Raw genomic sequence first — 18,933 nt, 5'->3', positions numbered from 1 at the left:
GCATGGGAACTCAGATGGCAAACACCATTCACGTCGACGTGGTCAGCGCGGAAGAGTCGATCTTCTCGGGCGAAGCCAAGTTCGTCGCGCTGCCCGGTGAAGCCGGTGAGCTCGGCATCTATCCGCGTCACACGCCGCTGATCACGCGCATCCGTCCCGGCGCCGTGCGCATCGAGACGGCCGACGGCGGCGAAGAGTTCGTCTTCGTGGCCGGTGGCATCCTCGAAGTGCAGCCCGACGCCGTCACCGTGCTGTCCGACACCGCGATCCGCGGCAAGGACCTCGACGACGAGAAGGCCAACAAGGCCAAGGCGGCCGCCGAGGAAGCGCTGAAGAACGCGAAGAGCGACATCGATATCGCGATGGCGCAGTCGGAACTGGCCGTGATGGCTGCGCAGATCGCTGCGCTGCGCAAGTACCGCCAAAAGAAGTAATCGATGCCGCTGCCTTCGGGCAGAAGCAAAGAAAAAAGCCGCCTCCGGGCGGCTTTTTTTCGTCCGCCCTTTCCAGGCTATGGGCAAGTTTGATTTGAAATAGGTCGAAGTTAAGCCTTGCCCGGCTGAAGATGCCCTCCTAGTATTCGCCTTCGCCCGGCGGCCGATCACCCGATCGTTCGACCGGCGCCTTTCCAAAAAGAGCGGAGACAAACGCGTGGCACCCTGGAGCGGCATCACGACCGACGAAATGCGGTTGCTGGAATCGACCTTCTGGTCGGCCGGCGGCTCGCGCCATGCCATGGCCGAACAGCTCGGCTTCTCCAAGAGCAAGGCCAACGGCCTGATCGCCGGCCTCGTCGACCAGGGCCTGCTGGCCGAGGCCGGCCTGCAGCGCTCCTCGGGCGGTCGCCGCGCCGAAAACCTCCAGCTCAATGCCGAACTCGGCGTGCTCGTCGGCATCGACATCGGCGCCACCAGCCTCGATGTCGCGGTGCTGCGTCCCGACCTCACGGTACTGGCCCAGCACGAAGAAGCCGCCGACGTGCGCGAAGGCCCGGCCGTGGTGCTGGCCCGTGTGCGCGTGCTCATGCGCGAACTGCTGGCCCGCTGCGGGCAGGGCCCACGGAACGTCCTGGGCATCGGCATCGGCGTGCCCGGCCCCGTCAACTTCGAGATCGGTCAGCTCGTGAACCCGCCGCTGATGCCGGCCTGGGACAGCTTCTCGATCCGCGACTACCTGCGTGAAGACTACGCGGCGCCGGTGTTCGTCGACAACGACGTCAACCTGATGGCGCTCGGCGAGCTGTGGCGGCTGCGGCGCTCGCTCTCGAACTTCCTTGTGATCAAGATCGGCACCGGCATCGGCTGCGGCATCGTCTGTCACGGCGAGGTGTACCGCGGCGCGGCCGGCTCGGCTGGCGACGTGGGCCACATCTGCGTCGACCAGGAAGGCCCGCGCTGCCACTGCGGCAACCTGGGCTGCGTCGAGGCGATGGCGGCGGGCCCCGCGATCACGCGCATGGCGATGCAGGCGGCCGAAGCCGGTGAAAGCGCGACGCTCGCCGAATGCCTGCGCACGCGCGGGCGCATCGACGCCTTCGACGTGGGGCAGGCCAGCCGCGGCGGCGACCCGGCGGCCAACGCCATCATCCAGCGCGCCGGCAGCCTGATCGGGCAGATGCTCGCGTCGGTCGTCAACTTCTTCAATCCCTCGCACGTGTTCATCGGCGGCGGCATCACGCGCATCGGGCCGCTGTTTCTCGCGGCCGTGCGCCAGAGCGTCTACCAGCGCTCGCTCGCGCTGTCGACGCGACACCTCGAGATTCAATACACGCCGCTGGGCACGCAGGGCGGCCTCGTCGGCGCGGGCGTGCTGGCGATGCAGGAAACGCTCAAGGCCCGAGGGGTAGCGCCATGACGAACGCCGTGGCAACCAAGGGCAGCGTGGCCGTCGAGTTCGACGGCGTGGTGAAAGCCTTCGGCCCCGTGCAGGTGCTGCATGGCGTGAGCTTTGCGCTGGCGCCGGGGCGCGTGTACGGCCTGCTCGGCGAGAACGGCGCGGGCAAGTCCACGCTGATGAAGATCCTGTCGGGCTACGAGTCGCTGACCGGCGGCATCTTGCGCATCAACGGCCAGCCGCAAAGCTTCACGAGCTCGCGCGATGCCGAGGCGCTGGGCATCGTGCTCATCCACCAGGAGTTCAACCTCGCCGAAGACCTCAGCGTGGCGCAGAACATCTTCCTGGGCCACGAGAAGAAAAAAGGCTGGCTGCTCGACGACGCCGCGATGGAGCGCGATGCCGCCACCGCGCTCGCCGCCGTCGGCCTGGCCATCGACCCGCGCACCAAAGTGCGCCGCCTCATCGTCGCCGAGAAGCAGCTCGTCGAGATCGCGAAGGCCATCGCCCGCCGCGCGCGCCTGCTCGTCATGGACGAGCCCACCGCCACGCTCACGCCCGGCGAGACCGAGCGCCTGTTCAAGCTCATCGCGCAGCTGCGCGCCGACGGCGTGACCATCGTCTACATCTCGCACAAGCTCGACGAGGTGGAGCAGGTCACCGACGAGGTGATCGTGATGCGCGACGGCCGCTTCGTGGCGCGCGCACCGACGCCCGAGGTCTCGCGCCAGCAGATGGCCAACCTCATGGTGGGCCGCGAGTTGGCTGACCTGTACCCGCCGCGCGACCTCGTCGTGGCCGCCGACAAGCCCGCCCTGCGCGTGCGCAATTTCAGCGTGCCCGGCTGGGCGCAGGACGCGAGCTTCGAGGTGTGCCCCGGCGAGATCCTCGGCTTCGCGGGCCTCGTCGGCGCGGGCCGCACTGAACTCTTCGAGGGCCTGCTCGGGCTGCGCCCCGCCAGCGGCACGGTCGAGATGCGCGGCGAGCCCGTGCCGCACGGCAAGGGCTGGCGCAATCCGCGCGATGCCGCGAAACACGGCCTCACCTACCTCAGCGAAGACCGCAAGGGCAAGGGCCTGCACGTGCACTTCGGCCTGCGCCAGAACCTCACGCTGATGGCGCTGGAGCGCTACGCGCAGCCCTGGCTGAAGCCCGACGCGGAGCGCGCGGCGCTCGGCGAGGCGGTGAAGGACTATGGCATCCGCACCGGCTCGCTCGACGTGCGGGCCTCGTCGCTGTCGGGCGGCAACCAGCAGAAGCTCGCGCTCGCCAAGGTGCTGCAGCCGCAGCCCAAGGTGGTGGTGCTCGACGAGCCCACGCGCGGCGTGGACATCGGCGCCAAGCGCGACATCTATTTCCTGATCCAGCGACTCGCCCGCGAAGGCCTCGCGGTGATCGTCGTCTCGTCCGAGCTGATGGAGCTGATCGGCCTGTGCCACCGCGTCGCGGTGATGCGCGCGGGCCGGCTCGTTGCCACGCTGGACGCGACCCACCTGACTGAAGAGGAGCTCATCGCTCATGCCACCGGAACCGCAGACACCCATGCAGCCTGACGCCGCTCAGCAGCCACACCGCAGCGAAGGCAAGCCGCGCTGGACCGAGCGCCTGCACGGCCTCGGCCCAGTCATCGGCCTCGTGCTGCTGTGCATCGCGGGCACGCTGCTCAACGGCGACTTCGCGACCGTCGACAACGCGATGAACGTGCTCACGCGTACCGCCTTCATCGGCATCATCGCGGTGGGCATGTGCTTCGTGATCATCTCGGGCGGCATCGACCTGTCGGTGGGCTCGATGGCCGCGCTCATCGCGGGCAGCGTGATCATGTTCATCAACTGGGCTGGCCCGGCCTCGGGCTCGCCGCTGATGGCGGTGATGATGGGCGCGGTGCTCGCCGTGGTGCTGGGCGCGCTGTTCGGCCTGGCGCACGGCCTGCTCATCACCAAGGGCCGCATCGAGCCCTTCATCGTGACGCTGGGCACGCTGGGCATCTTCCGCGCGTACCTCACGTACTTTGCCGACGGCGGCGCGCTCACGCTCGACAACGAGCTGTCGGACCTCTACGCGCCCGTTTACTACGCCAGCCTCGCGGGCATTCCCGTGCCGGTGTGGGTGTTCGTGATCGTCGCGGTCATCGGCGGCGTCATCCTCAATCGCACCGCCTACGGGCGCTACGTGCAGGCCATCGGTTCCAACGAGCAGGTGGCGCGCTACGCCGCCGTGGACGTCGACCGCGTGAAGATCCTCACCTACGTGCTGCTCGGCGTGTGCGTGGGCATTGCCACCTTGCTATATGTGCCACGCCTGGGCTCGGCCTCGCCGACCACCGGCCTGCTGTGGGAGCTCGAAGCCATTGCCGCGGTGATCGTCGGCGGCACTGCTTTGAAGGGCGGCGCGGGCAGCATCACCGGCACGGTGGTGGGTGCGATCCTGCTCTCGGTCATCAGCAACATCCTGAACCTCACCAGCATCATCAGCGTGTACCTGAACGCTGCGGTGCAGGGCTTCGTGATCATCGTCGTCGCGTTCCTGCAGCGCGGACGCCGCTAGTTTTTCGTTGTTCGTTCCGTTCCCGTTCCACCCACCAAAGAGGAGACATCCAGCATGACGACTTTCACCCGACGCCTCGCGCTCACGGCGGTTGCCACCGCAGCGTTCGCCGCCAGCCTGCCCGCGCTTGCCGCGGAAAAGGTCAACCTCGGCGTGTCGATTCCCGCGGCCACGCACAGCTTCATGGGCGGCATCAACTACTGGGCCAACCAGGCGAAGAAGGACCTCGAGAAAGAGCACAAGGACCTGAAGATCACGATCAAGACCGCCGCCAATGCGCCCGAGCAGGCCAACCAGCTGCAGGACCTGTCGACGGTCACGAAGATCAACGCGCTCGTCGTGTTCCCCTTTGAATCGGCCGCACTGACCAAGCCGGTCGCGCAGGTCAAGGCCAAGGGCGCGTACGTCACCGTGGTCGACCGCGGCCTCACCGACACCAGCGCACAAGATGCGTATGTGGCCGGAGACAACACCGCCTTCGGCAAGATCCCGGCCGAGTACATCGTCAAGCAGCTCGGCGGCAAGGGCAATGTGGTTGCTCTGCGCGGCATCGCGACCACGCTCGACAACGAGCGCATGGACGCCTTCAACGCCGTGCTCAAGGGCAGCCCCGACATCAAGCTGCTCGACGCCAAGTACGCCAACTGGAACCGCGACGACGCCTTCAAGGTCACGCAGGACTACCTGACGCGCTTCAAGCAGATCGACGCCATCTGGGCCGCCGACGACGACATGGCCGTGGGCGTGCTCAAGGCCATCTCGCAGGCCAAGCGCGACGACATCAAGATCGTGTTCGGCGGCGCCGGCGCCAAGGACATGGTCAAGACCATCATGGACGGCAAGGACAAGCGCATCACGGCCGACGTGAGCTACTCGCCCAAGTTCATCTACGACGCGATCAAGCTCACGGCCGAAGCGCGCCTGAAGGGCGAGAAGCTGCCGGCGACCACGATCATTCCGTCGGTGCTGATCACCAAGGAAAACGCGAAAGATTTCTACCATCCCAATTCGCCGTTCTAAGGTGACCGAGATCGCTGCACGTCCCCTGCGCTGCGCCATGGTCGGCGGCGGTCGCGACGCCTTCATCGGCGCCGTGCACCGCAAGGCCATGGCGCTCGACGGCCAGATCGCGCTGGTCGCCGGCGCGCTGTCGTCGAGCCCGGACAAGGCGCGCGCCTCGGGCCGCGACCTCGGCCTGGCCGACGACCGCAACCACGGCGACTGGCAGGCGCTGCTGGCCGACGAGCTGAAGCGCCCGGCCGATGAGCGCATCGACTTCGTCTCGATCGTCACGCCCAACCATGTGCACTACCCCGTGGCGCAGGCCTTCGCCGAGGCGGGCTTCCATGTGGTGTGCGACAAGCCGCTGGTGCACACGCGCGCGCAGGCCGATGCGCTGGTCGCCACCGTAGCGAAGCAGGGCACGGTGTTCGGCGTGACCTACAACTACACCGGCTACCCGATGGTCCGGCAGGCGCGCGAGATGGTGCGCACGGGCCAGATCGGCGAAGTCCGCAAGGTCGTCGTCGAATACAACCAGGGCTGGCTCGCCAGCCACGTGGAAGCCGCGGGCGGCAACAAGCAGGCCGACTGGCGCACCGACCCCGCGCGCAGCGGCGCAGCCGGCGCCATCGGCGACATCGGCTCGCATGCCGAGAACCTCGTGGCCACCGTCACCGGCCTGGAGATCGAGAGCCTGTGCGCCGACCTCGGCGCGCTGGTGCCGGGCCGCCTGCTCGACGACGACGGCAGCCTGCTGCTGCGCTTCCAGGGCGGCGCGCGCGGCGTGCTGGTGGCCTCGCAGATCAACACCGGGCTGGAGAACGACCTGCGCCTGCGCGTCTCCGGCACGCTGGGCACGCTCGAATGGCGCCAGGAGCAGCCGAGCCAGCTCGTGCACCTGCCGCACGACGGGCCCCGGCGCGTGCTCACGCGCGGCGCGCCCTGGCTGTGCGAGTCGGCGCGGCGCGCGAGCCGCCTGCCGGCCGGCCATCCCGAAGGCTTCATCGAGGCGTTCGCGAACGTCTATGCGGGTGTGGCGGCGGACATCCGCGCGCGGCTCGCGGGGCAGGTGGCCGATCCGCTGGCGGCGGACTATCCGCGCGTGGAAGACGGGGCGCGCGGCGTGCGCTTCATCGAGCGCACGGTGGCGTCGGCTGGAAGCGAATTAAAGTGGACGCCCTGGTAGCCGCGCACGAGCCTCGTTGAAACGAGACGAAGCCGCGGCACCAGCGGCCGCCATGACGCATTCCCCATCTCCTTTCGACGCCCCTTCGCCTCAGCCTTCATGGCCGCGCGCCCTCTGGCAGCGCTGCCGGACGCTGTGGCTGCTCAAGCTGGCCGGCAACACCGTCGCCACGCTGGGCTTCTTCCCGCTGTACTTCTGGGTCATGCACCACGCCGGGCCGGCGTGGGTGCTGCCGCTCACGGCCGTCGACCGGCTGATCGCGTTCTGGCCGGCGATGCTGCCCGTGTACCTCACGCTGTGGGCCTACATCGCACTGCCGGTGCTGCTGGCCAAGGACCGGCGCGAGCTGAACACCATCGCCATCGGCTGCGCGGTGATGACGGCGATCGCATTGGCCGTGTTCTGGTGGATGCCGACGGCGATCCCGAACTTCGCGATCGATGCCGCGCCGGGTTCGTCGCTGCACTTCCTCAAGACCTTCGACGCGGCGGGCAATGCCTTTCCATCGCTGCATGTGTCGTTCTCGGTGTTCGCCTGCATGGTGCTGGCGCGGCAGCTGCGCGAAGCCGGCGCGCCGGGCTGGCCGCGGCTGCTCAACCTCGTGTGGGCGGTGGCCATCGTGTACTCAACGATGGCGGTGCGCCAGCATGTGCTGATCGACGTGCTGGGCGGCCTCGGGCTGGGCCTGGCGCTGGGCTTCGCGTTGCGCGAGCGGCCCTCGGCCGCCCTGGCGCCGGTCGCGGCGCGGGCGGCGTAGACCGATCGCGGTATTCCGCCGCGCGGGCGCCGACGGTACAAAGCGGCATCGCCGTCCACCGAGCCCGCCATGACCTGTCGCCTGTTCTCCCTCGCTGCCGTCGCCTGTCTTCTCGCTGGCCCCGCGCTGGCCATCGACTACCCGGCGCGCAAGCCGGGCCTGTGGGAAATCCAGACCGGCGAGGGCGGTGCGGCCACGGCCAAGGTGCCGGGCCAGACGATCCAGCAATGCATCGACGCGGCCACCGACAAGGCGATGCGCGAGATGGGCCAGGGCATGGGCAAGGACATGTGCTCGAAGCAGGACCTGCGCCTCGAAGGCGTGAAGCTGGTCATCGACTCGGTCTGCAAGATCGGCCCGACCACCGCGACCTCGCGCGCCGTGATGAGTGGCGACTTCAGCAGCGCCTACCGCGTCGAAAGCAAGTCGACCTACAGCCCGCCGCTCATGGGCCGCACCGAGGGCACGAGCGTGATCGACGCCAAGTGGGTCGGCCCCTGCAAGCCGGGCCAGAAGCCGGGCGACATGGTCATGGGCAACGGCATGAAGATGAATATGCTCGACGCGATGGCGAAGATGCCGCCGCGCAAGTGAGCGCGGCCGGTTGTGGGATCAGCCCGCGCCGTTCGCTTTGACCCAGCGCACGATGTCGGCCGCGCCCATCGCGCCGGCCTGCCGCGCGACCTCGCGGCCGCCCTTGAACAGGGCCAGCGTCGGGATGCTGCGGATGTTGAAGCGCGCGCCCAGCGCCTGCACCGCCTCGGTGTCGACCTTGGCCAGCCGCACCTGCGGTTCGAGCTGGGCCGCCGCCTGTTCGTAGGCCGGCGCCATCTGGCGGCACGGGCCGCACCAGGGCGCCCAGAAATCGACCAGCACCGGGATGTCGTTGCGCGCGATGTGGCGATCGAAGGTGGCCACGTCGGGCAGTGCGGTGGAGTGGCCGGTGAACAGCGGGCGGTGGCAGCTGCCGCAGTCGGGCGCGCTGCCCAGTTGCGCCGTGCGCACGCGGTTGGTCGTGTGGCAGTGCGGGCAGACGATGTGCAGCGATTCGGATTCGGTCATGCCCGAAAAATAGGGGCCGTGTGCGCGGATTGCAAGGCGCCGGCGCCGAGGGCGCCGGGCCTCAGAGCACCACGGGCGCGTCGGGCAGCTCGTTGGTGTCGGGCTGGTCGTCGGCCAGCGGGAAGTGGGCCATCAGCAGCGCCGACACCTCTTCCAGCGCCAGCGTGATGCCGTCCTCGAAGCGGCCTTCGCGGAAGGCCACGGCCATGCGCTGCGTCATGGCGGCCCATTCGGCGCTGCCCACGTGGGCGTCGATGCCGCGGTCGGCCACGATCTCGATGGCGTGCTCGGCCAGCAGCAGGTAGATCAGCACGCCGTTGTTGTGCGCGGTGTCCCACACGCGCAGCTTGCCGAACAGCATGACGGCGCGTTCGCGCGGCGACGCGTGGCGCCACAGGTAGGACATCGGCAGGCCGGCTTCCACGCAGATGCGGATCTCGCCGCTGTGGCGCCGCTCGCTCGCGGCCACGCGGCCGGCCAAGCGCTCCAATGCATCGGCCGGCAGCACGCGGCGCACCGCGGCTTCGTCGGTCCAGCGATGCCGCCAGATGCGGCCCAGCTTCGAGAGGAGCGTGGGGTCTGCAGTTGCCATGTCGTTCACCAGTCTCCCGAGGCGCCGCCGCCGCCGAAATTGCCACCGCCGCCGGAGCTGAATCCGCCGCCACCACCTCCGCCGCCGCTGCTCCAGCCGCCGCCACCGCCACCGCCACCACTGCTCCAGCCACCCCCACCGCCGCCGCCTCGGCCGCCGCGACCGGGACCGAAGCCGGCAAGGCCCGAGAACAGCGAGACCATGAGCGCGATCAGCCCGGCGATCACCGCGATGACCGTGCTGGTCGTGAGGAAGAACGCGACCACGCCGATGCCGCCGCCCATGGCGACCGAGCCCATCGTCTTGCCCAGGATGGCGCGCGCGATCGGGGCGCCGACGAAGACGCCGACGAACAGGAAGATCGCGAGGTTCTCCCAGTCGAAGCCGTCGTTGCTGCTGCCGCTCTGGTTGTTGCGCGAGGGCTCTGGCAACGGCTCGCCGTCGACCAGGCCGATGAGCCGGTCCACCGCCGCGTTCAGGCCGCCCGCGAAGTCGTTGTTGCGAAAGCGCGGCTTCATCTCCTCGTCGATGATGCGCACCGCTGCGAGGTCGGGCACCGCGCCTTCGAGCGTCTTGGCGGTGGCGATGCGCATCTTGCGATCGTCCTTGGCGACGATTACGAGCAGGCCGTCGCCCACGCCCTTGCGGCCGATCTTCCAGGCGTCGCCCACGCGCTGCGCGTAGCTCGCGATGTCTTCGGGCGCAGTGGTCGGCACCATCAGCACCACGATCTGCGAGCCCTTGCGCTGCTCGAAGGCCGCGAGCTTGGTTTCGAGGCCCGAGCGCTGCGCGGCGTCGAGCGTGCCGGTCTGGTCGATCACGCGCGCGGTGAGCGTGGGGATCGGCAGCAGGCCCTGCGCCAGCGCGGGCAGGCCGGCCCATGCGAGGGCCGCGATGAAGATCGCAGCCAGTGCGCGGCGGATCAGGGCTGCGGCCATCGGCGCCGCTTCTTACTTCTTGGGGGTGCTGAAATCGACCGTGGGCGGCGTCGAGATCTGGGCTTCGTTCTGCACCGAGAAATTCGCCTTCGGCTTGTAGCTGAAGACCATGGCCGTGAGGTTGGTCGGGAAGCTGCGTGCGAGCACGTTGTACTCCTGCACGCTCTCGATGTAGCGGTTGCGCGCCACGGTGATGCGGTTCTCGGTGCCCTCGAGCGTCACGCGCAGGTCGCGGAAGGCCTGGTTGGCCTTGAGGTCGGGGTAGCGCTCGGCCACCACCATGAGCCGCGACAGCGCCGACGACAGCTCGCCCTGCGCCTGCTGGAACTTGTTGAAGGCCTCGGGGTTGTTGAGCGTCTCGGGCGTCACCTGGATCGAGGTGGCCTTGGCGCGCGCCTCGATCACCTTGGTGAGCGTGTCCTGCTCGAAGCTGGCCTCGCCCTTCACGGTGGCGACGATGTTCGGCACGAGGTCGGCACGCCGCTGGTACTGGTTGAGGACCTCGCTCCAGGCCGACTTGCTGGCCTCGTCGAGGGACTGGAACTGGTTGTAGCCGCATCCGCTGAGGGACAGGACGGCCGCGAGAATCAGGACCCAGCGCTTCATCATCATTTGCATTACCTCCGCAGAAGGAGGCCGAAGTTAGCATAGATGGGGTCATGGCCCTCGATCCCCTCCACGCCCTGCAGGCCGCGAACCGCGCGGTGCCGCCCGCTGCCGCGCCGCCCACCGGCACGCTGCTGATCGCGGGTGCGACCGGCGCGCTCGGCCAGGAGCTGCTGCACCGGCTCGCGGGCCGCCACCGCTTCCAGCGCACGCGCGTGCTGGCGCGCGAGCCCATGCACGACGGGCTGCCCGGCGTCGAGACGGTTCAGTGCCCGGCGCTGCCGATCGCGCAGTGGCCGCTGGTGGCGGCCGACGTGGCGGTGGTCGCCTTCGATCCGCCGCGCCTGTACCACGGCCGCGAGCGCGCGCTGTGGCACCCCGAGCCCGCCGACCTGCCCGAGCTGGCGCGCTGGCTGCGCGCCAGCGGCGTGCGCACGCTGGCCATCGTGCAGCCGCACGACCGCGGCCGGCTGCCCGAGGCGCTCAAGCGCGGGCTGGCCAGCCTCGACGAGCAGGCCGTGGTCGCCTGCGGCTTCGAGCGCGTGATCCTGCTGCGCTCGGCGCGCAAGCCGGCTGACGTGCGCCTGGCCAACCTCGGCGAGCGGCTGGCGGCCTGGATGCTGTCGATCATGCGGTTCATGGTGCCGGCCAACGAGCAGCCGGTGCGCGCGCCCAAGATGGCCGAGCTGGTCGACCTCGCGCTGCGCGTGGCGCCGCCCGGCGTGCACGTGGCCGCGCCCGAGATGGTGTGGCAGGCCGCGCAGGGCGCCACCGAGGCGGCGGCTCGTGCGTGGCTGATTCCGGCGTCCGCGCCCGAAGCACCCACGGCCGGGTCGCCTGCTGCCACATGGCCGTGACATGGGCAGGGCAAAATCCGGCCTACCCCCTTCGCTCTCGCCCTTCACCGCCATGCCCAAGACCCCTTTCCGCGCCGCCGCGGCCATCGGCGGCACTGCCGACGATGTCGAGGCCGCCTTCTATGAAGCGCTGCAACGCGGCGATGTCGATGCGCTGATGGCCTGCTGGGCCGACGAGGACGAGGTGTTCTGCGTCCACCCGGGCGGCCCGCGGCTGGTGGGCGCGGTGGCGATCCGCGCAGCCTTCGAGCAGATGTTCGCCAACGGCGCCATCCATGCGACGCCGGCGCGCGTGCGCAAGATCGAGTCGCTGGCGAGCGCCGTGCACAACGTGCTGGAGCGCATCGAGGTGCTCACGGCCGAGGGGCCGCGCCATGCCTTCGTGCTGGCCACCAACGTGTATCACAAGACCGCGCAGGGCTGGCGCATGGTGGCGCACCACGCGAGCCCGGGCAGCGCGCGCGAGCCGGACGACGCGAACGATCCGCCGCAGGTCCTGCACTGAGTCCTGCTTCGAGCGATGGCCTCTCCCTTTCCTTCTTCCTCTTTCTCACCGAATTCCGCGTCGCCCGCCGCGTACGACGCCATGGGCTACGACGCCCCGCGCTGGCTGCCCGGCGGCAACCTGCAGACCATCTGGGCCGCGCTGTGGGCGCGCCGCTTCGACGGAGCGGCGCCGGTGTACCGCCGCGAACGTTGGACCGCGCCGGACGGCGACTTCATCGACGTCGACTTCGCCGATGCGCCGCAGCCCGGCTCCCGGCCGCTGCTGGTGCTGTTCCACGGGCTCGAGGGCTCCTCGCGCAGCCACTACGCCGAGGCCTTCGCGGCCTTTGCCGCCGCGCGCGGCATGGCCTTCGCGGTGCCGCACTTTCGCGGCTGCAGCGGCGAGCTGAACCTCGCGCCGCGCGCCTACCACTCGGGCGACCACGAGGAGATCGACTGGATCCTGCGGCGCATGCACGCGCAGCACGTGATGCAGGGCGGCGGCGGGCCGGTGCTGGCGGCCGGCGTCTCGCTGGGCGGCAATGCGCTGCTGCGCTGGGCCTGCGAGGCGGGCGAGAGCGCGCGGGCCTCGGTCGATGCAGTGGCGTCGGTGTGCGCACCGCTCGACCTGGCGGCGGGCGGCGAGGCGATCGGGCGCGGCTTCAACCGGCTGGTCTACACGCGCATGTTCCTTGCCACCATGAAGCCCAAGGCGCTGGCCAAGCTGGCGCAGTTCCCGGGCCTGTTCGACCGCGACCGGCTGATGGCTGCGCGCGATCTCTACGACTTCGACGACGTGTTCACGGCCCCGCTGCACGGCTTTCGCAACACCGACGACTACTGGGCGCGCGGCTCGTCCAAGCCGCTGCTGGGCGCGATCCGCGTGCCCGCGCTGGTGGTGAACGCACGCAACGACCCCTTCATTCCGGCCCGCAGCCTGCCGGGGCCCAGCGAGGTCGGGTCGCACGTCACGCTGTGGCAGCCCGCGGGTGGCGGCCACGTGGGCTTTCCGCTCGGCCTGCCGCCGGGGCATGTGGGCGGAATGCCCGAGCGCGTGGGAGGGTGGCTGGCGCACCACCTCTCGTCGACGCAGGCGCAAAATACGGCCCATGGATGACATCGTCAAACAGGCATTGGCCAAGTGGCCGAACGTGCCGCACTGCTACGGCTGGCTCGGCCTGGACGCGCGCGGCAACTGGTACATGCGCGACGACCGCACGCAGGCGCAGGGCCCGTTTCGCAGCGCCAAGGGCTCGATGCTGCGGCACGACAAGCTGATCGACTTCATCCACCGCAACTACGAGCACGACGCCGACGGCCAGTGGTTCTTCCAGAACGGGCCGCAGCGCGTGTATGTCGAGCTGGAGGCGGCGCCGCTGGTGTGGCGCGTGGCGCAGCAGGGCGCGGGCACGTTCCCGGTCACGGCCCACACGGGCGTGCCGGCCGAGGTGTCGGGCTGCCTGCTCGACGAAGAGGGCCGGCTCTATCTCGTGGCGCCGGCGGGGCTCGGGCTGGTGCACACGCAGGACGTGGGCATCGCCGCCGAGGCCGTGGAGCAGGGCGTCTGGACGCCGGAGCCGGTGCGCGCGGCCGACCTGCCGGGGCGCTTCTGCCATGTGCTGAGCCCGGCAGAACGCCATGCAGGCGTGGCTGTATAGCTACTGAAAAGATAGCAATCCGGATCGTCCGGGCGTAAAAAAACCGGCCTGAGAGCCGGTTTTTTCATGGGCGCGAGGCGCCGTCGATTGCTTACTTGGCAGGCGCGCTGGCCGCAGCCGATGCACCTTCGGCCGGTGCGGCAGCCGCTGCCGGACGGTCCGGCACCGGGAACTTGGCGCCACCGGCGTTGGCCAGGTACACCACGGCACGGCCGATTTCGATGTCTTCGAAGTCGCCGCCGCCCTGGGCGGGCATCGCGCCCTTGCCCTTGAGCGCGTGCTCGAGCAGCGTCGCATAGCCCTGGCCGATGCGCGGGCCCCAGGCTGCGGCGTCGTTCAGGTGCGGGGCGCCGGGGATGCCGGGCGCGCCGTGGCAGGCCACGCACTGTGCCTTGAACACGGCATCGCCAGCCGCCAGCGGCCGGTTGGCGTCACGGATCTCGATGGAGCCGACCTTCTTGAGGCGCTCGGCCACTTCACGGTCGCGCGATTCCTTGGTCACGCCGTAGAGCGCCATGTTGTCGCCCTCCGCGGTACCGGCGGGCTTGGTGCCCGAGACCACATAGGACACGAGGCCCACGATGATCAGGATCGGAATGATGAAAGAGAAAAATACCGCGAGCAGCAGTTGCTTCGGGTTCTTGATCGGGCCGGTATGGGCTTCTTCTGTGGCCTGGTTGTGCGGGTCTGCGCTCATGGCGTCCTCAATAACGGGGGGCTCGTCGGGGGCTTTTTCTAACCAACCGGCGATTATAGAGAGGCCCTTTGCCCGCGCGGGCAATTGACCTCTCCATATCGGACGCGCAGGTGTCTCAACCGTTGTTGCGTGTGGCCCAGCCGCCACCCAGCGTCTTGTACAGCGTGACCTGGTTCTGCAGCTGCAGCAGGCGCGTGGCCACCGCCGATTGCTGCGCCGTGAACAGCGAACGCTGTGCGTCGAGCAGGTCGAGCGCGCTGGCGATGCCGTTGCGATAGCGCAGGTCGGACAGCTTGTAGCGCACCGCCTCGGCGTCGGCTTGCGCGGTCTGCGCGCGCGCCTGCTCGCCCAGCGTGGCGCGGCCCGCGAGGGCGTCGGCCACTTCGCGGAACGCGGTCTGCACCGACTTCTCGTACTGCGCCACCGCGATCTCGCGCCCGGCCTTGGCCGAGTTGAGCCCCGCGATGTTGCGGCCCGCATCGAAGATCGGCAGCGTGACCGTGGGCGCGAAGCTCCAGGCCTTGGTGCCGCGATCGAACAGGTTCGAGAACTCGCTGCTCGCGGTGCCGATCGAGCTCGTGAGCGACACGCGCGGGAAGAAGTTCGCGCGCGCCGCGCCGATGTTGGCGTTGGCCGCGATCAGCTGCTGCTCGGCCGCGCGGATGTCGGGCCGCTCGGTCAGCAGGTCGGAGGGCAGGCCGGCCGGCACGTCGGGCATCGGGCGGATGCCCGCGAGACCCTTGGTGCCGCCGGCGGTGGCCTCGGCCGGCACCGGCGCGCCGAGCAACAGCGCGAGCGCGTTCTCGTCCTGCAGGCGGGCGCGCTGCTGCTGCGCATAGGCGGCGCGCGCGGTCTCGGCCTGCGAGTTCGCGGCCTGGAAGTCGATCTCGGACGACACGCCGTTGTCGAAGCGCAGCTTGGTCAGGCGCACCGACTCGTCGCGCGTGACCATGGTCTGGCGCGTGATCTCGAGCAGCTCGTCGTCGGCCAGCAGCGTGAGCCAGCCGCTGGCCACGGCCGCGATCAGGCTGATCTGCGCGGCCTTGCGCGACTCTTCCGTGGCCAGGTACTGCGACAGCGCCTGGTCCTTCAGCGCGCGGATGCGGCCGAAGAAGTCGAGCTCCCACGCGGTGAAGCCGAAGTTGACAGCGTACTGCGAGGCCACGCTGCCTTGCGTCGGATCGATCGCCTGGTAGGCGTTGGGGCTCGAGCGCGAGCCCGTGCCCGTGAGGCCGAGCGCCGGGAACAGCGCCGAGCGCTCGATCTGGAACTGCGCACGCGCCTGCTCGATGTTGAGCACCGACACGCGCAGGTCGCGGTTGTTCGCCAGCGCCGTCTGGATCAGGCCCGCCAGGCGCGGGTCGGTGAAGAAGTCCTGCCAGGGCAGGGCGGCCGCGGCGGGGCCCGACGGCTGCGCCGGGTCGCCCGGGTAGGTCGTCGGCACCGGCGCCGCGGGGCGCTCGTAGGTCGGGATCAGCGAGCAGCCTGCCAGCAGCATCGCTGCTGCCAGCACGGTGGGGATCAGAGGTTTCTTAGTCATGGTGTGTGGTGTCTCCCGTGATGCCGGCAGCTGCCGCATGCCGCTTGTCGGCCTCGTGCTGGCGCGCGCTGCCCTTGAACAGCGTGCGCACCACCACGAAGAACACCGGCACGAAGATCACGGCCAGGACCGTGCCGGTCACCATGCCGCCGAGCACGCCGGTGCCGATGGCACGCTGGCTCGCCGAGCCTGCGCCCGAGGCCAGGACCAGCGGCAGCACGCCCAGGCCGAAGGCCAGCGAGGTCATGATGATGGGACGGAACCGCAGGTGCGCGGCCTCGAGCGCAGCCTCGACCACGCCGCGGCCCTGCGCCTGCAGGTCTTTCGCGAACTCGATGATCAGGATCGCGTTCTTCGCCGACAGGCCGATGATGGTGATCAGGCCCACCTGGAAGTACACGTCGTTCGAATAGGCGCGCAGCATCGTCGCCACCAGCACACCCAGCACGCCCAGCGGCACCACCAGGATCACCGACAGCGGGATCGACCAGCTCTCGTACAGTGCGGCCAGGCAGAGGAACACCGCCAGGATCGCGAAGCCGTACAGGATCATGGCCTGCGAGCCGGCGAGCTTTTCTTCACGCGACTGGCCGGTCCACTCGAAGCCGAAGCCTTGCGGCAGCTGGCCGGCGAGCTTTTCCATCTCGGCCATGGCCGCGCCCGTGCTCTGGCCCGGCGCCGCGTCACCGCTGATGCGGATGGCGGGGTAGCCGTTGTAGCGCACGGTCTGCGTGGCGCCCGAGACCCACTTGGTGGTCGCGAAAGCCGACAGCGGCACCGGTTGGCCCTTGGTGTTGACGGCGTTCAGGCGCAGCAGGTCGTCCGGCTGCATCCGTGCCGGCGCATCGGCCTGCACCACCACGCGCTGCAGGCGGCCGCGGTTCGGGAAGTCGTTGATGTAGCTCGAACCCAGCGAGGTCGACAGCGCACTGTTGATCGCGTCGAAGCTCACGCCCAGGGCGTTGGCCTTGTCGCGGTCGATGTCGATCTCCAGCTGTGGCGCGTCTTCCAGGCCGTCAGGGCGCACCTGCGCGAGGATCTTGCTCTGCGAGGCCATGCCCAGCAGCTGGTTGCGCGCGTTGATCAGCGCCTCGTGGCCTGCGCCCGCGCGGTCTTGCAAGCGGAAGCTGAAGCCGCTGGCATTGCCCAGTTCGGGAATCGGCGGCGGGCTCAGCGGGTAGATGAAGGCGTCGCGGATGCCCGACAGTGCACCGAAGGCTCGGCCGGCCAGCGCGCTGGCCGAGTTGGCCGGGTCCTTGCGTTCTTCCCAGTCCTTCAGCGTCACGAAGGCGAGGCCCGCGTTCTGGCCCTGGCCGGAGAAGCTGAAGCCCATCACGCTCACGATGCTCTGCACTTCAGGCTGCTTCAGGATGAAGCCTTCGACCTGCTGCATCACCGACAGCGAACGCTCCTGCGTCGCGCCCGGGGGCAGTTGCACGTTCACGATGATGTTGCCCTGGTCTTCTTCGGGCAGGAACGAGCTCGGCAGGTGCGTGTAGAAGTACGCGACGGCGCCGATGATCGCGGCGTAGATCACGAGGTAGCGTGCGGCGCGGCGCAGGATGCGCGCGACCACGCCTTCGTAACCCTTGGCCGTGCGCGAGAAGCCGCGGTTGAACCAGCCGAAGAAGCCGCGCTTCTCATGGTGGTGGCCGGCTTCCACCGGCTTGAGCAGCGTGGCGCACAGCGCCGGCGTGAGCGACAGCGCCATGAAGGCCGAGAAGCCGATCGAGGCCACCATCACCGCCGAGAACTGGCGGTAGATGTTGCCGGTCGAACCCGCGAAGAAGGCCAGCGGCACGAACACCGAGATCAGCACCACGGTCACGCCGATGATGGCGCCCGAGATCTGCTGCATTGCCTTGCGCGTGGCGTCGAGCGGCGACAGCCCCTCTTCGCTCATGATGCGCTCGACGTTCTCCACCACCACGATGGCGTCGTCCACCACGATACCGATCACCAGCACCATGCCGAACATGGTGAGCACGTTGATCGAGAAGCCGAGTGCAAGCAGCGTGGCGAAGGTGCCCAGCAGCGCGATCGGCACCACGATCGTCGGGATGATCGTGTAGCGCCAGTTCTGCAGGAACAGGAACATCACCAGGAACACCAGCGCGATGGCCTCGAACAGCGTCTTCACCACTTCGGAGATCGAGATCTGCACGAAGCGCGAGCTGTCATAAGGAATGTCCCACTTCACGCCCTTGGGGAAGTAGCGCTCCAGCTCGGTCATCTTGGCGCGCACGGCCTTGGCCGACTTCAGCGCGTTGCCGGTGGGCGTGGGCTGCACGCCGATACCGACCGCGGGCACGCCGTTCAGGCGCGCGGAGGTGGCGTAGTTCTGGCCGCCGAGTTCGACGCGCGCCACGTCTTTGAGGCGCACGGTCGAGCCGTCGGTGTTGGCGCGCAGCACGATGTTCTGGAACTGCTCGACGCTGTTGAGCTGGCCGTTCACCGTGACCGTGGCGGAGATCGCCTGGCCGGGGATGTTCGGCAGGTCGCCGAGCGTGCCCGACGCCACCTGGGCGTTCTGTGCGCGGATCGCGGCATTGACGTCGTTGGCCGACAGGTTGAAGCCTTGCAGCTTCGCCGGGTCGATCCAGATGCGCATCGCGTTCTCGGAGCCGAACAGCTGGGCCTGGCCCACGCCGTCGATCCGCTGCAGTTCCGGCACGATGTTGCGCGCGGCGTAGTCACCGAGCGCCACCGGGTCGAAGTCGGGGTTGTCCGAGGACAGCATCGCGAACAGCAGGAAGTTGTTGCGCGACTTGTCCACGCGCACGCCCTGCTGCGTCACGGCCGAGGGCAGCCGCGGCGTGGCGCGCGAGAGCCGGTTCTGCACGTCCACCTGCGCGAGGTCTTCGTTGGTGCCGGCCTCGAAGCTGATGGTGATGGCGCCGGTGCCGTCGGCCTGGGCCACCGATTCCATGTAGATCAGGCCGGGCGAGCCGTTCATCTCGCGCTCGATCACGGACAGCACGCTGTCCTCGAGCGTTTGCGCGGAGGCACCGGGGTAGGCGACGTTGATCACGATGGCCGGCGGGGCCACCGGCGGGTACTGCGAGATCGGCAACTGCGTGATGGCGACGCCGCCCACCACGATGATGAACAGTGCGATCACCCACGCGAAGATAGGTCGGTCGATAAAGAATTTGGCCATGCGAGGCGCTCC

Annotated in this window: 19 protein-coding genes; 12 read left to right on the top strand and 7 right to left on the bottom strand. The window is 69.1% G+C overall.

The genetic code is table 11. The features are described 5' to 3' along the window. Positions 1-14: 14 nt before the first annotated feature. The 8 genes from ACAM42_RS30905 (at position 15) to ACAM42_RS30870 (ending at position 7,919) form a co-directional block, all read left to right on the top strand. The gene (locus ACAM42_RS30905; protein WP_062480186.1) at positions 15-434 is read left to right on the top strand and encodes a F0F1 ATP synthase subunit epsilon; all 420 of its coding nucleotides are present in this window, start codon (positions 15-17) and stop codon (positions 432-434) included. Positions 435-684: 250 nt separating this feature from the next. Beyond that, positions 685-1,854, top strand: coding sequence for an ROK family protein (locus ACAM42_RS30900; protein ID WP_062480207.1), 1,170 nt, complete (start codon positions 685-687; stop codon positions 1,852-1,854). After that, a complete protein-coding gene (locus ACAM42_RS30895; RefSeq protein ID WP_369630434.1) occupies positions 1,851-3,386 on the top strand; it encodes a sugar ABC transporter ATP-binding protein in 1,536 nt (511 codons plus the stop codon). The genes ACAM42_RS30900 and ACAM42_RS30895 overlap by 4 nt, the downstream gene beginning before the upstream one ends. After that, positions 3,376-4,380 carry an ABC transporter permease gene (locus ACAM42_RS30890; protein ID WP_369630433.1) on the top strand — a complete coding sequence of 335 codons (1,005 nt, stop codon included), beginning with the start codon at positions 3,376-3,378 and terminating at the stop codon, positions 4,378-4,380. The genes ACAM42_RS30895 and ACAM42_RS30890 overlap by 11 nt, the downstream gene beginning before the upstream one ends. A gap of 54 nt (positions 4,381-4,434) precedes the next feature. Then, entirely contained in the window at positions 4,435-5,400 is a 966-nt protein-coding gene (locus ACAM42_RS30885) for a substrate-binding domain-containing protein (protein ID WP_369630432.1), read from the top strand. A 1-nt stretch (position 5,401) separates the two neighbouring features. Then, positions 5,402-6,568: a Gfo/Idh/MocA family protein gene (locus tag ACAM42_RS30880; protein WP_369630431.1), complete on the top strand. Its 1,167-nt coding sequence runs from the start codon at positions 5,402-5,404 to the stop codon at positions 6,566-6,568. Between the two features lie 52 nt (positions 6,569-6,620). After that, complete coding sequence (locus ACAM42_RS30875) at positions 6,621-7,325, top strand: phosphatase PAP2 family protein (RefSeq protein WP_369630430.1); 705 nt, start codon at positions 6,621-6,623, stop codon at positions 7,323-7,325. Positions 7,326-7,394: 69 nt separating this feature from the next. Continuing rightward, the gene (locus ACAM42_RS30870; protein ID WP_369630429.1) at positions 7,395-7,919 is read left to right on the top strand and encodes a DUF3617 domain-containing protein; all 525 of its coding nucleotides are present in this window, start codon (positions 7,395-7,397) and stop codon (positions 7,917-7,919) included. 18 nt (positions 7,920-7,937) lie between these two features. Here the strand turns inward: ACAM42_RS30870 and trxC are convergent, their stop codons facing one another. From trxC to ACAM42_RS30850, 4 genes are all read right to left on the bottom strand, one after another. Further along, positions 7,938-8,387, bottom strand: a complete 450-nt coding sequence (gene trxC / locus ACAM42_RS30865; protein WP_369630428.1) for a thioredoxin TrxC — start codon at positions 8,385-8,387, stop codon at positions 7,938-7,940. A gap of 61 nt (positions 8,388-8,448) precedes the next feature. After that, on the bottom strand, positions 8,449-8,979 hold the full coding sequence (locus ACAM42_RS30860; RefSeq protein WP_369630427.1) for a TPM domain-containing protein: 531 nt from the start codon (positions 8,977-8,979) through the stop codon (positions 8,449-8,451). 5 nt (positions 8,980-8,984) lie between these two features. Beyond that, positions 8,985-9,917 carry a YgcG family protein gene (locus ACAM42_RS30855; RefSeq protein WP_369630426.1) on the bottom strand — a complete coding sequence of 311 codons (933 nt, stop codon included), beginning with the start codon at positions 9,915-9,917 and terminating at the stop codon, positions 8,985-8,987. A 12-nt stretch (positions 9,918-9,929) separates the two neighbouring features. Next, positions 9,930-10,523: a LemA family protein gene (locus tag ACAM42_RS30850; protein ID WP_369630425.1), complete on the bottom strand. Its 594-nt coding sequence runs from the start codon at positions 10,521-10,523 to the stop codon at positions 9,930-9,932. A 53-nt stretch (positions 10,524-10,576) separates the two neighbouring features. On the opposite strand from ACAM42_RS30850, the gene ACAM42_RS30845 reads away from it, so the two are divergent. The 4 genes from ACAM42_RS30845 (at position 10,577) to ACAM42_RS30830 (ending at position 13,524) form a co-directional block, all read left to right on the top strand. Beyond that, complete coding sequence (locus ACAM42_RS30845) at positions 10,577-11,380, top strand: hypothetical protein (RefSeq protein ID WP_369630424.1); 804 nt, start codon at positions 10,577-10,579, stop codon at positions 11,378-11,380. Positions 11,381-11,432: 52 nt separating this feature from the next. After that, entirely contained in the window at positions 11,433-11,885 is a 453-nt protein-coding gene (locus ACAM42_RS30840) for a nuclear transport factor 2 family protein (protein ID WP_062481770.1), read from the top strand. 81 nt (positions 11,886-11,966) lie between these two features. Then, entirely contained in the window at positions 11,967-12,983 is a 1,017-nt protein-coding gene (locus ACAM42_RS30835; protein ID WP_369630423.1) for a YheT family hydrolase, read from the top strand. Next, the gene (locus tag ACAM42_RS30830; RefSeq protein WP_369630422.1) at positions 12,976-13,524 is read left to right on the top strand and encodes a DUF2946 family protein; all 549 of its coding nucleotides are present in this window, start codon (positions 12,976-12,978) and stop codon (positions 13,522-13,524) included. Before ACAM42_RS30835 ends, ACAM42_RS30830 begins: the two co-directional genes overlap by 8 nt. Positions 13,525-13,615: 91 nt before the next feature. Here the strand turns inward: ACAM42_RS30830 and ACAM42_RS30825 are convergent, their stop codons facing one another. From ACAM42_RS30825 to ACAM42_RS30815, 3 genes are all read right to left on the bottom strand, one after another. Continuing rightward, the gene (locus tag ACAM42_RS30825; RefSeq protein ID WP_062481762.1) at positions 13,616-14,221 is read right to left on the bottom strand and encodes a cytochrome c5 family protein; all 606 of its coding nucleotides are present in this window, start codon (positions 14,219-14,221) and stop codon (positions 13,616-13,618) included. 115 nt (positions 14,222-14,336) lie between these two features. Then, positions 14,337-15,761 carry an efflux transporter outer membrane subunit gene (locus tag ACAM42_RS30820; RefSeq protein ID WP_062481759.1) on the bottom strand — a complete coding sequence of 475 codons (1,425 nt, stop codon included), beginning with the start codon at positions 15,759-15,761 and terminating at the stop codon, positions 14,337-14,339. Continuing rightward, positions 15,754-18,921 carry an efflux RND transporter permease subunit gene (locus ACAM42_RS30815; protein ID WP_070063807.1) on the bottom strand — a complete coding sequence of 1,056 codons (3,168 nt, stop codon included), beginning with the start codon at positions 18,919-18,921 and terminating at the stop codon, positions 15,754-15,756. The genes ACAM42_RS30820 and ACAM42_RS30815 overlap by 8 nt, the downstream gene beginning before the upstream one ends. Positions 18,922-18,933: the final 12 nt, after the last annotated feature.

The organism is Variovorax sp. V35, assembly GCF_041154465.1.
GTDB classification, from domain to species: Bacteria; Pseudomonadota; Gammaproteobacteria; order Burkholderiales; family Burkholderiaceae_C; genus Variovorax; species Variovorax boronicumulans.
Note: the sequence above shows the minus strand (reverse complement) of the source record. Positions and strands in the feature narration are given on the sequence as shown.